12 protein-coding genes and 1 pseudogene are annotated in these 12,150 nt (G+C 55.8%); 11 read left to right on the forward strand and 2 right to left on the reverse strand.

The genetic code is table 11. The features are described from left to right. Positions 1–69: 69 nt before the first annotated feature. The 6 genes and pseudogenes from BJQ97_RS03575 to BJQ97_RS03605 form a co-directional block, all read left to right on the forward strand. Positions 70–576, forward strand: a pseudogene (locus BJQ97_RS03575) (MFS transporter); the annotation flags it as partial. Between the two features lie 82 nt (positions 577–658). Next, the gene (locus tag BJQ97_RS03580) at positions 659–1,714 is read left to right on the forward strand and encodes an RNA-guided endonuclease TnpB family protein (protein ID WP_160155532.1); all 1,056 of its coding nucleotides are present in this window, start codon (positions 659–661) and stop codon (positions 1,712–1,714) included. 338 nt (positions 1,715–2,052) lie between these two features. Continuing rightward, complete coding sequence (gene thpR / locus BJQ97_RS03590) at positions 2,053–2,631, forward strand: RNA 2',3'-cyclic phosphodiesterase (RefSeq protein WP_160155533.1); 579 nt, start codon at positions 2,053–2,055, stop codon at positions 2,629–2,631. 11 nt (positions 2,632–2,642) lie between these two features. Beyond that, complete coding sequence (locus tag BJQ97_RS03595; protein ID WP_160155534.1) at positions 2,643–3,581, forward strand: NERD domain-containing protein; 939 nt, start codon at positions 2,643–2,645, stop codon at positions 3,579–3,581. Positions 3,582–3,683: 102 nt separating this feature from the next. Then, positions 3,684–5,891 (forward strand): type I pullulanase, encoded by a 2,208-nt coding sequence (gene pulA, locus BJQ97_RS03600; RefSeq protein ID WP_160155535.1) that lies wholly within the window; start codon positions 3,684–3,686, stop codon positions 5,889–5,891. A gap of 257 nt (positions 5,892–6,148) precedes the next feature. Next, the gene (locus tag BJQ97_RS03605) at positions 6,149–6,931 is read left to right on the forward strand and encodes a phosphotransferase family protein (RefSeq protein ID WP_160155536.1); all 783 of its coding nucleotides are present in this window, start codon (positions 6,149–6,151) and stop codon (positions 6,929–6,931) included. Between the two features lie 124 nt (positions 6,932–7,055). Here the strand turns inward: BJQ97_RS03605 and BJQ97_RS03610 are convergent, their stop codons facing one another. Continuing rightward, the gene (locus BJQ97_RS03610; protein ID WP_044730537.1) at positions 7,056–7,325 is read right to left on the reverse strand and encodes a YtzH-like family protein; all 270 of its coding nucleotides are present in this window, start codon (positions 7,323–7,325) and stop codon (positions 7,056–7,058) included. A 208-nt stretch (positions 7,326–7,533) separates the two neighbouring features. On the opposite strand from BJQ97_RS03610, the gene trmB reads away from it, so the two are divergent. Together trmB and BJQ97_RS03620 are read left to right on the forward strand one after the other, a co-directional pair. Further along, positions 7,534–8,187: a tRNA (guanosine(46)-N7)-methyltransferase TrmB gene (gene trmB / locus BJQ97_RS03615; protein ID WP_160155537.1), complete on the forward strand. Its 654-nt coding sequence runs from the start codon at positions 7,534–7,536 to the stop codon at positions 8,185–8,187. A gap of 79 nt (positions 8,188–8,266) precedes the next feature. After that, on the forward strand, positions 8,267–9,118 hold the full coding sequence (locus tag BJQ97_RS03620; protein ID WP_160155538.1) for a YtnP family quorum-quenching lactonase: 852 nt from the start codon (positions 8,267–8,269) through the stop codon (positions 9,116–9,118). On the opposite strand, the gene BJQ97_RS03625 is transcribed toward BJQ97_RS03620, so the two are convergent. Further along, positions 9,113–9,406, reverse strand: coding sequence for a PepSY domain-containing protein (locus tag BJQ97_RS03625; protein ID WP_160155539.1), 294 nt, complete (start codon positions 9,404–9,406; stop codon positions 9,113–9,115). The two genes, BJQ97_RS03620 and BJQ97_RS03625, sit on opposite strands and share 6 nt — an antisense overlap. A 116-nt stretch (positions 9,407–9,522) precedes the next feature. Between BJQ97_RS03625 and BJQ97_RS03630 the strand changes: the two genes are divergently transcribed. From BJQ97_RS03630 to BJQ97_RS03640, 3 genes are all read left to right on the forward strand, one after another. Continuing rightward, positions 9,523–10,599, forward strand: a complete 1,077-nt coding sequence (locus tag BJQ97_RS03630; protein WP_160155540.1) for a M42 family metallopeptidase — start codon at positions 9,523–9,525, stop codon at positions 10,597–10,599. A 45-nt stretch (positions 10,600–10,644) separates the two neighbouring features. Continuing rightward, positions 10,645–11,175 (forward strand): DUF84 family protein, encoded by a 531-nt coding sequence (locus tag BJQ97_RS03635; protein WP_160155541.1) that lies wholly within the window; start codon positions 10,645–10,647, stop codon positions 11,173–11,175. A 168-nt stretch (positions 11,176–11,343) separates the two neighbouring features. Further along, positions 11,344–12,141: a DUF1444 domain-containing protein gene (locus BJQ97_RS03640; RefSeq protein WP_160155542.1), complete on the forward strand. Its 798-nt coding sequence runs from the start codon at positions 11,344–11,346 to the stop codon at positions 12,139–12,141. Positions 12,142–12,150 lie beyond the last annotated feature (9 nt).

The raw sequence follows: 12,150 nt of genomic DNA on the forward strand, positions 1-12,150 counted from the left end.
AGAGAGGCGAAAGAAAGAAAAAGGCGCTGAGGGGCGCGCGGCGATTTGGGAACGAAAGGGGAGGACAGGATGGAAGCGGCTTTAAAACGGGAAGCATCGGTGCGAAAAACGGTGTTTCCGCTCTTTTATTTTTTGATCTTTTTCGCGTTTGGCGCCTTGTTTCCGCTCTTGTCCGTCTATTTGCAAGAAGAGGCGCATTTGCCGGGGGTGGCGATCGGCTGGATCATGTCGATCACTCCGATTGTGACGATGGCCGCCCAGCCGCTTTGGGGCATGGCGACGGATTATACACGCAAACCGGTCGGGCTGTTGACGATGGCGCTCGTGTTGACAGCGCTGTTTGGGTTTCTTTATTCGCTGGCCGGAAGCTACCGGATGTTCGTCGTTTTGACCGTGCTGCTTTCGGCGGTGCAAAGCGCCATCGTTCCGCTCTCCGACAGCATCGCCCTTCATCAAGTGCGCGACCATGGCGGAAACTACGGAGCGATCCGTCTTTGGGGGTCGCTTGGCTTTGCTGCGGCGGTGTTGGTTGTCGGATGGCTGGCCGATCATTTCGCCTTTGCGGTCATTTTTTACAGAAATCCCGCGCGCCCACTCCTTTAGGGGTGGGATGAAGCGCGTTGCATGTGGAATCTCCAAAGAAAAAGGGGGTGAATTCATGCCCACGATCACACTAAGGTTAGAACTGTACAAACCAACGAAAGTCAAACAAGACATGTATGAACGGATGACAGAAGTGAATACAGCGTTTGCGAATTGGCTGTTGAATCATCCCGAGCTGAATCAAGCGACGAGCAAAATTTTTAAGGAGTTTTCGTCACAACGATTTCCTTCTGCCATCGTGAATCAGACGATTCGAGAAGTAAAATCCCAAAAGAAAAAACAAAAGGCAAAGACGTTTCAAAAACGATGGTGTTGCTTCAACAACCAAAACTTAAAAATAGAAAAGAAGGGGGATTTCTACACGGCTGCTTTTCCAACATTGGAGAAAAAAATAGGCGTACCCGTTGTCGTGCGTCCCTATCAACAAACATGGCTTGATCGAATCATAGACGGGACTGCCAAACAAGGAACAGCTACACTCTATAAAAAGAAAACGAAATGGTACTTGGCTGTCGCGATCACATTTGACGTCCAACAACGGGAAGAAACCAAGGTAATGGGCGTTGATCTAGGGCTACGATATATCGCTGTTGCGAGTGTTGGAACCAAATCGTTGTTCTTCAGAGGGAACCAATGCGCCTTCATACGCCGACGATACGCGGCTTTGCGAAGGAGATTCGGAAAAGCCAAGAAGCTCCATATGATTCGGAAAATCGGGGACAAGGAGTCCCGCTGGATGAAAGATATGAACCATCAAATCAGCCGTCAAATCGTCCGTTTTGCCCTCGCCAACGGTGTTGGCGTGATTCGGATGGAAGATTTGACGGGGATTCGGAAGCGGGCAAAATCGGCCAAAGAAGCAGGGCGAAGCCTTCATTCGTGGGCGTTTCATCAATTGCAAACGATGATTGCCTATAAAGCCGAAATGGCAGGGATTCGGGTGGAGTGGGTGAATCCGACCTATACGAGCCAAACTTGTCGTTGTGGCTATCGAGATAAAGGAAACCGAAACGGCATCCACTTTCAATGCAAAAAATGCGGATATACGATTCATGCCGATCTGAATGGCGCGATCAACATCGCCAAAGCGATTTCGGGCTTCGCCGCCTAACCTAGCGCACTGGTCACAGGTGCGCCGCCCATTGGAGTACACTTTAACCCGATGGGACGGGGTGATGACACACCCCTGAACTTGGGCGTGGTCCGAACCTGAAAGGGATGAGGACGCGAACGACCCAAGAATCCCACGGCTTGCCGTGTGGAGTGTCAATCGGCGACGAGCAGCGGACTTGGCGCGTGGTTTTGCACGTTGGTGGGCGGATATTTGTTTGATCGTTGGCAGATCGGTGCTGTCTACGTGTTTTTTGGCGCTTGCACCATCGTTGGAGTGTTCGTGCTCATTTGGCTGGGAAAACTAGAAAAAACGACCAAATCGGCAGGTGAGAAAGGATGAAACGGAATCATTATTTCATCGCCGTTCCGCTGACAGCCGAAGCGAAACAAGCCATCGCCCGTTTTTCGAGCGATGCCGCGCCGTCGCTGCCGTTTCGCACATGGGTGCATGAAGAGGATTATCATATCACCCTCGCGTTTTTAGGCGATGTGCCGCCGGAAAAAATGGCGCCGCTGTGCGAAGCGATGGCCGCCACTGCCGCCCGCTGCGCTCCGTTTCCCCTCGTGCTTGCTGGTCTTGGGACGTTCGGCGAGCGGACGGCGCCTCGCGTTTTTTGGCAAGGAGTCGAAACGGAAGACATGTTGCATGCGCTGCGGCGCGATGTATATGAGGCGTGCACAAGGCTTGGGTTTTCCCTAGACCGTCGGCCGTTTGCCCCTCATATTACGATCGCCCGCAAATGGCAAGGAGCCGAACCGTTTCACCCGGATCGCCTCCGTTCGCTTGCCGCGGCCAAGGCGGTGTTTTCGGTGCCTGAGATCGTGCTGTATCGGACGAATATGGAAAGGACGCCGAAGTACGAAGCGATCGCCGTGTTCCCGTTGCTTGGCGCGCCGATGAATAGCCGGAAATAGCAGGTGAAACAATGGGTCAGCTCGTTAAACTCATGGATTGCATTTCCCGCTACGAAACCGATGTGTACTATTATGCGCCGGAATTCATCCGGCTGAAGAAACGGCAATGGGAACAGGCAAAAGCGCGGTGGCAAGCCGAACGGACGGCTGAGGCGAGCGGATGGCTTGAAACGGGCGAGACGTGGGATGTTTGGCTTGACAAACCGTCATGGTGGGAGCGGCTGACGAAACGATGGCGCCGCCGTGCCGCTCTTACGGAAGAAGAGACGTTTTCTCTTGCACCGATGGCCCGTCCGGCGGCTACTCTGGAGGAATTGAAACAGCAGTTTTTGGATGAGTTGTTCGAGTTGCAGCTGAAATGGGCGAGTTCGACGATGATGTACGTTTCCTCTTTCGATGAGAACGTGTATAGCGATGAGACGTTGAAATATTTTTTGCAGCGGTTTCCGGATACGCATTTATGCTTTTACCGGCCGGTCGCGATGGTCGGCAAGGCGCCCGTGGAGCTGGAGACGATGATGTTGACGCCATCTGCGCTCTGGTGCATTGCCTTCGTCGAAGGAAGTCCGGACAACATCGTCATGGCGTCAACCGACCGGTTTTGGGTGGAACGGGCTGGAACGAACGAAACGAGGCTGGTCAACCCAGTCGTGTCGCTGCGGCGGACGGAACAGATCGTTTCGGAGATTTTTCGCAAGCATGGGCTCGATTGGCCGATCCATCTCGTGCTGTTAAACCGCTCCGGCTACATTGACAGCGGCGGCCTTTTTCCGTTTATCCGCTATATTGATAAGCGAAATTATGACGAGTGGTTTTCCCGCCTGCGCCGCTCAGCTCTCCCGCTTCGGCACGGGCAGCTGAAAGCGGCTGAGGCGCTGCTTCGCCATTGCGCCAGCTTTTACGACCGCCGCAATGACGGGAATATGAGCGGCGAGGAAGGGCAACAATAGAAACATCTGTGCATCGATAGGGCGACCGGCCGATGAGTTGGCACCGCCCTTTTTCTTTTACATATGATGGTATTAACGGAAGAAAAAAAGGGGTGAACGCACATGCTTCACATCAGCCGAACGTTTGCCGCCTATTTGGACGAGATGAACCAAATCGCTGTGCTTGCGCCGAAATCGCTCCTCCTTGATGGGATGGCGCCATTTACGCTCGTGGCGCCGAGCGGCGAGGAGATTCCGCTTTCCGTGCAGCACGTCGAGGATTTCGGGGAGACGGTGAAATATGTGTGCCGATTCGAATCGGCGTTCCAGTTTGGAGCGACATACTGGGTGCGTTCTTGCCGTGGGGAGGAGACTGATGTTCAAATCGGCGCCGTTGTGCGCACTCCTGCATTTGATGATCGGTTTTTCTATGATGGGCCGTTAGGAGTGGAGTATTCCAAAGAACAGACGGTGTTTCGCGTATGGGCGCCGACCGCCGCCGCGGTCAACGTCAAGCTTGTTCATCCGCATCTCGGCGAGGTTCATTGCGTGCCGCTTGAGCGCAGCGAGCGCGGCGTATGGTCAGCGGCCGTCCCTGGCGATTGGGAGCGGGCGCGTTACACGTATATCGCTTGCATCAACCGCGTATGGCGCGAGGCGGTGGACCCGTATGCGACTGCTGTTTCGATCAATGGCGAGTTCGGCGTCGTGATCGACTGGGAGAAAACGAAGCTGACGCCGCCCGCTTCGCCGCTTCCGCCGCTCTGTTCGCCGATGGATGCCATCATTTATGAACTGAGCATCCGCGACTTTACGAACCACCCGGACAGCGGCGCCGTCCATAAAGGGAAGTATCTCGGATTGGCCGAAAAGGATACGCGCGGGCCGAACGGGACAGCCACCGGGCTTTCGTATGTCCAAGAGCTTGGCGTCACCCATGTGCAACTCATGCCGTTTATGGACTTTGCGGGCGTCGATGAGCGCGACCCACAAGCGGCTTACAATTGGGGATACAATCCCCTTCATCTATATGCGCCGGAAGGGAGCTATGCGACCGATCCAGCGGATCCATACGCACGCATTGTAGAATTGAAGCAGGCGATCCACACGCTGCATGAAAGCGGACTGCGCGTCGTGATGGATGCGGTCTACAACCATGTCTACGACCGCGAGCAATCGCCGCTTGAGAAGCTTGTTCCCGGCTATTACTTCCGCTACGACGCCTATGGCCAGCCGGCCAACGGCACCGGCGTCGGCAACGACATCGCTTCGGAGCGGCGGATGGCGCGCCGCTGGATCGTCGATTCGGTTGTGTTTTGGGCGAAAGAATACGGCATTGACGGGTTCCGTTTTGATTTGATGGGCGTGCACGATATCGAGACGATGAAGGCGGTGCGCGATGCCCTCGACGCCATCGATCCGTCGATCCTTGTGTATGGGGAAGGTTGGGATTTGCCGACGTCCCTTCCACCGGAACAAAAGGCGACGATGGACAACGCCAAGCAGCTGCCGCGCTTCGCTTATTTCAATGACCGGTTTCGCGATGCCGTGAAAGGGAGCACCTTTCATTTGCCGGACCGTGGGTTCGCCCTCGGCAACTCAAGCGGGCGAGAACAGGTGAAGCTCGCTATTGCCGGGAGCTTGCGGGCGCTCGGCGGGCTGTTTTGCCACCCGGGTCAGTCGATCAATTACGTCGAATGCCATGACAACCATACATTTTGGGATAAGATGGAGGCGGCCAACAATGATGAGCCGGAATGGCTCCGGCGGAAGCGGCAAAAACTGGCGACAGCGATCGTTCTGTTGGCGCAAGGCATTCCGTTTTTGCACAGCGGCCAAGAGTTTTATCGGACGAAAGGCGGCGATGGAAACAGCTATCGGTCGCCGGATGCAGTCAATCAGCTGGATTGGGGGCGGAAAAGCCGCTATGAAGACGACGTCCGCTACGTTCAAGGATTGATCGCCCTTCGCCGCGCGCATGGCGCATTTCGCCTCGCGACGGAAGCGGAAGTGCTGCGCCACTTGACGTTTCTTGAGCCGCTTCCGCCGTCGGTCATCGCCTACCGATTGCATGATGTCGCCGCATATGGGCCATGGGATGAAATCATGGTCATTCATCATAATGAAGAAAAACAAGAGGAGATCCACCTTCCAGACGAACGGGAATGGGACATCGTATGCGACGGGCAGCGGAGCGGAACGGCGCCGTTTCGCCGAGTGCGCGGCAGGCTTGAGCTTGACGGCATCGGCACATGGGTGCTCGTCCAGCCTGCGGGGGAATCGCTCAGACAGCGTGCCGGAATCGTCTCAAGGCTTGCAGAGGAGCGATAGTTATCACTCTGATGAAACATGCCTCCGTTGAGACGAAACGGGAAAGGGCGGTCGACCGGAGTGGGAGCCGCGGTGCGCTTCCGCTTTGGCAGTTTTAAGCAAGGCGTTTGCTGAGAAAAATGTTTGCATGCCCAAGCGGTATTTCAGTATAATACAAGTAAAATGGACGGAGGAAGGACGCGGCCTGGCCGTCCTTTTTATTTGGGCGCGAGAAGCAAACGGAGACGTTTCTATTTTTAAGTCGCAGGTGAACACGCTTGGAACAGTTACTAGGTAAGGAGTGGGAGATCACTCCCGCTGGCGGCGCTACAGGGGATGCGTATTTTGCTGAATATGAAGGGAAGAAATTGTTTTTAAAGCGGAATTCTTCTCCGTTTCTTGCTGTATTGTCGGCCGAGGGCATCGTCCCAAAGCTTGTATGGACGAAGCGGCTCGAAAATGGCGATGTATTTACAGCCCAGCAATGGCTGAACGGCCGGGAGCTGAAGCCGTGGGAGATGGGAAGCGAGCAAGTAGCGGCACTTTTGCGGAAAATCCATCGCTCCAAGGAGCTTGTGACGATGCTGAAGCGGCTTGGCAAATCTCCGCTGCGCGCGAAGAAGATGCTCGCTCTGCTCGCTGAGCAACAGCGGCGCCATCCAGCCGGCGGTTCTGTCGTCTGTCACGCGCTTGACTGGCTTGAACAGCATGTTTCGTCATTGCCGGATGACGAGCACGTTGTCTGCCACTGTGACATCAATCATAACAATTGGCTGCTTGCCGACGATGGGACGTTGTACTTGATCGATTGGGACGGGGCGGTGATCGCCGATCCGGCGATCGACATCGGCATGCTGCTTCATCTGTACATTCCGCGCGACGAATGGAAGGCGTGGCTCGACCAGTACGGATGGGCATGGAGCGAAGAGCTTGCCCTCCGCCTAAAGTGGTATACGATCGCTCATACGCTGCACTCGTTGTTTTGGCCGAAAGGGAAGGACGGCCAAAAAGAAAAGGAGCAGTCGCTTCGGTTATTGGAACGGGTCATCACCGAGCCCTGACAACGGCCTGCCCCGCTTCTGTCGAAAGGGGCGAAACGCCGGCGGTGCTCAACCGGCGGCCGTTGGTGTCCCGATCATCGTCTTTGGCCGGGAAGACGTGTTGGGAGCGTGAAAGCGGGGAGGGTCAAGCCAGCTCGTTCACCCAATCGGCGAGCTGGCTTTGGTGAGCGGAAATATGGGCGTTTAAGTCAGCGCTGTATTTCCCGCCTTGGCCGTAAGCGTAAATATGTGGGAGAATTTGCTTGACTTGGCTATTCACCTCATCATTGGCGAGCAGCGACTTGACAAGTCGTTCAATTTGTTCGCATTCAGACACCGTCCCGCAGCAATCGAGCTGATGTTCGGATAAAATGTCGCGGAGCACGGTCAATTGATGGTTGTAGTCGAGCGGCATGCTGGTCACCATCCTTTCGCAAAGCTGTACGGTTTTATCATGCCCGGATCGAGCCGGGGTTATGACTTTCAAACCGAGAAGACCCTCGGTTCCGAGTGTGAGGGTGAGCAGGAGAGCGTTCAAGCCCGGGCGTTTTTCCGCTGTTGCTTCTTCGTTGCAAGTATGGTATCGTCAAACCGACAAACGGAAACAAGGCAGAGGTGTCGATATGCGTTTGCGCAACAAACCGTGGGCGAAAGACAAAATCGCCGCCTATCCGCAATATGTCATCCCCGATCCCGAAACAAAGCGCGGGCGATGGCGCGAACTGTTTGGCAACGACCGGCCGATCCATGTTGAGATTGGGACGGGGAAAGGGAAATTTATCACCGAAATGGGGCGTCTCCATTCGGATGTTAATTTTATCGGCATCGAGCTGTACCCAAGTGTGCTGGTGTCGGCGCTTGACAAACTGATCGAAAGCGACCTCTCGAACGTCAAGCTGTTGAACGCCAACGCGAAAGATCTCACCGCGTTTTTTGCTGACGGAGAAGTGTCGCGTATTTATTTGAACTTTTCCGACCCATGGCCGAAAAAGCGGCACGAAAAGCGGCGGCTGACGCATCGGAGCTTTTTGGCGCTCTATGACCGCATTTTGGCGGAAGACGGAGACATCCATTTGAAAACGGACAATCCATCGTTTTTTGAATACTCGCTTGTCAGTTTGTCGCAATATGGGTTTGTGCTCGCATCGGTCCAGCTCGACTTGCATCAAAGCGGCATCGCAGACAATGTGATGACGGAGTATGAAGAAAAATTTTCCGCCAAAGGCAACCGCATTTACCGCTGCGAGGCGGTGCGTCCGCCGCGGCGGTCGCCATAGGCCCGAACCGTTTCGGTCGGGTCTTTTTCTATTTCCGGTTGATGGAGAAAATGGTACACTAGTGGAGGGGGAGATGGAAATGGAACAGTTGCGAATTGGACAAGTCACCTTGACATGGCTTCGGGGCGGCGTCACCCATCTGGACGGCGGAGCGATGTTCGGCGTTGTGCCGAAACCGCTTTGGTCCAAGAAATATCCGCCGAATGACAACAATCAAATCGAGCTGCGCACCGATCCGATTTTGGTCGAGACCGGCGGCGCAAGGCTGCTCATTGAATCCGGCATCGGCAATGGCAAGCTGACCGACAAGCAAAAGCGCAACTTCGGCGTCACGGAAGAATCGGCGCTCGATGAATCGCTCGCCGAGCTCGGGCTGACGCGGCGCGACATCGACATTGTCCTCATGACCCACTTGCATTTTGACCATGCGTGCGGATTGACCGTTTGGAAAGACGGACGGCTTGCGCCGGCGTTTCCGCGCGCCAAGGTCATCGTGTCGGATGTCGAGTGGGAGGAAATGCGAAATCCGAACATCCGCTCGCGCAATACGTATTGGAAAGAAAATTGGGAGCCGATCGCGGATCAAGTCGTTCCGTTTACAAAGGAAACGGAAGTCGTTCCTGGCATCCGCCTCGTCCATACCGGCGGGCATAGCGCCGGGCATGCGATCGTGCTCATCGAATCAGACGGGGAGATGGCCATTCACCTTGGCGATTTGCTTGGCACGCACGCCCATCAAAACGTCCTATGGGTGATGGCGTACGACGATTACCCGATGGATTCGATTTTTGCCAAACAGCGATGGCTCCCTTACGGCATAGAAAGAAACGCGTGGTTTACGTTTTATCACGACGCCTATTACCGGGCGGTCAAATGGCGGGAGGATGGGACGATGGCCGCCGCCGTGAAGCGGGAGCGGCCTGCGCTATAACGGCCTGATCTCGATGATGGCGCCGGTGCAGGCGTTCACGAAAAACTCGCTGTCTCCATCGTCGCAACAGACGCCGCCGCGGTACACGGTGTACGTCAACCCGTCTTTCTCGTACCGCTCCGGGGCGGATTGAATCCAAGAACCGCGGATGCCCCCCTGGCCGTCAAGCGCGCGTTTGGCCATGGCCAGCGCTTGTTCCGGGGCAAGGAGCGCCGGTTTGGAAGCGGAGCGGATGGCATAGACGACGGCCGCACCGACGGCGGCGGCGAGCCACTGTTTCCAAGCCATGTTTCTTTCCTCCTTCTCGCTTTGATACGGTTTAGTATAGCCGATTTTGGCGGAACATGTAAGAAGGACGGAAAGAAACAGAACGGTGAAATCGAACATAGAAAGGGAGACTTGTGATGAATGAGGACACGCTGCAATTATTCCAAACGTTGACCGAGCTTCCAGGCGCACCGGGTTATGAACATCCGGTGCGGCAGTTTATGCGCCAAGAGTTCGCGAAATACGCTGATGACATTGTGCAAGACCGCCTCGGAAGTATTTTCGGCGTCAAACGCGGCGATGAGGCGGGCCCGACGGTGATGGTCGCCGGCCATATGGATGAAGTCGGATTTATGGTGACAGCGATCACCGACCACGGCATGATTCGTTTCCAGCCGCTAGGAGGCTGGTGGGATCAGGTGCTCGTCGCCCAGCGCGTGCAGATTATGACGGACGGCGGGCCGGTCATTGGCGTGATCGGGTCGATTCCGCCGCACTTGCTCGATGAGGAGCAGCGCAAGAAACCAATGGAGATTCAAAACATGTTGATTGACATCGGAGCGGAAAACCGTGAAGATGCCGAACGAGTCGGCATTCGCCCCGGCCAGCCGATCGTGCCGGTCAGCCCGTTCACGGTGTTGGCCAACGGAAAAACCGTGATGGCCAAAGCGTGGGACAATCGGTTTGGCTGCGGGTTGGCGATCGAGCTGTTAAAAGAGCTGAACGGCGAGACGGTGCCGAACGTCTTGTACGCCGGCGCGACCGTGCAGGAAGAGGTCGGGCTGCGCGGGGCGCAGACGGCGGCTTCGATGATCAACCCGGACATCTTTTTCGCTCTGGAAGCAAGCCCGGCCAACGACATGTCCGGCGACAAGCAGGCGTTCGGCCATATCGGCAAAGGGGCGCTCATCCGCTTGTACGACCGGACGATGATTACGCACCGCGGCATGCGCGAATTTGTGCTTGATACGGCGGAAACGATCGGCGTCCCGTACCAGTTTTTCGTTTCCCCAGGAGGCGGAACCGATGCCGGACGGGTTCATATCGCCAACCGCGGCGTGCCGTCGGCGGTGATCGGCGTTTGCGCCCGCTACACTCATACGCATGCGTCGATCATTCATGTCGACGATTACGCGGCGGCCAAACAGCTCATCGTTGAGCTCATCAAACGGTGCGATCGGACGACGGTCGAGACGATTCGCCAAAACAGCTGAGGAGAAGCGAGCGCTTCTCCTTTTCCATGACAAGGAGGGCACTGGATGAAAACCGTTGCGGTTGGAACGAACAACGAAGCGAAAGTCGCCGCCGTTCGGGCGGTGTTGGGGGAAAGGGAATACCGCATTGTATCGCTTGAGGTGCCATCAGGCGTTTCCGCGCAGCCGCTGTCCGATGAAGAGACGCGGCTTGGCGCCATCCGGCGCGCCAAACGGGCGCTCGAAGCGGCGGAGGCGGACATCGGCATCGGATTGGAAGGCGGCGTGATGAAGATCGACGGGCGATGGTGGCTGTGCAACTGGGGAGCGCTCGCCGACCGAAACGGTGTGGTGGTGGCCGCCGCCGGCGCACGCCTCGTGTTGCCGCCTGATGTCGGCGCCGGCATCGAGGCGGGGCGAGAGCTCGGCGACGTGATGGAAGCGTACACCGGGCGGAGGAACGTTCGGCGAAAAGAAGGCGCGGTCGGCGTATTGACGAACGGGCGCGTCGACCGATCGGCGATGTTTTCCCACATCGTCGAGCTTTTGGCCGGCCAATATGAATTTTTTTGTCAAAATGGGTCGTTCAAGGTATGATAAATAAGGAACGGCTGGCAAAGCGGCAGAGGCAGCGCCAAACGTTCTATGAAAAACGCCGCATGAGCATCGTAGGGCATTTTTGGAGCCGGATTCGCTCTTGAACCAGCACCCGCCAAAAGGTGTGAAAGGGAAGGCAAGGGCGTCGGCAGAGCAAGGAGGAAAACGATGAACAGCCGGCAAATGTATGAGAAGATTAAAGAGTGTCTCGTCGCCCACCCGCACTGGACGTTTCGCTTTGACGCCAAGCAAGACGCGATGCGCGTCGAAGACCGCCGCACGAAAAAAGGCGTGACGATCTTGTTGCCTAGCGTGATCGCGAAATGGCACGAACAAAAAGACGAAGCGGTGCGCGAAGTTGTTTATTATGTGGAGGAAACGTTGAAAACGATGGAGGAAGACGCGGCGCTTTCCGGAAACGAGCGGAACATTTATCCCGTCATTCGCTCGGCGTCGTTTCCGACGGAGACAAAAGGAGGCGTTCCGTTGCTGTTTGATGATCATACAGCCGAAACGCGCATTTACTATGCGCTTGATCTAGGCAAAACGTATCGCTTAATTGATGAGCGCATGCTGGAGAAAGACAAATGGAGCCGCGAGCGGGTGAAGGAAATCGCCCGTTTCAACGTTCGGTCGCTGCCGACGCCGGTGAAAGAGGACCGGGTGGCGGACAACGTGTTTTATTTTGTGAACACAAATGACGGGTATGATGCGAGCCGCATTTTAAACGAATCGTTTTTGGCGGACATGCGGGCGCGCGTGGAAGGAACGATGGCCGTCGCTGTTCCGCATCAAGATGTGCTTGTTATCGCTGATGTGCGCAACGACATCGGCTATGACGTGCTCGCGCAAATGACGATGAGCTTTTTTGCCGGCGGCCGCGTACCGATCACGGCGCTGTCGTTTTTATACGAAAACGGGAAACTTGAACCGATTTTCATTTTAGGAAAAAAACGGAAAACGTAGCAGCAAGGA

Source organism: Geobacillus sp. TFV-3 (assembly GCF_009901865.1).
GTDB classification, from domain to species: Bacteria; Bacillota; Bacilli; order Bacillales; family Anoxybacillaceae; genus Geobacillus; species Geobacillus thermoleovorans_A.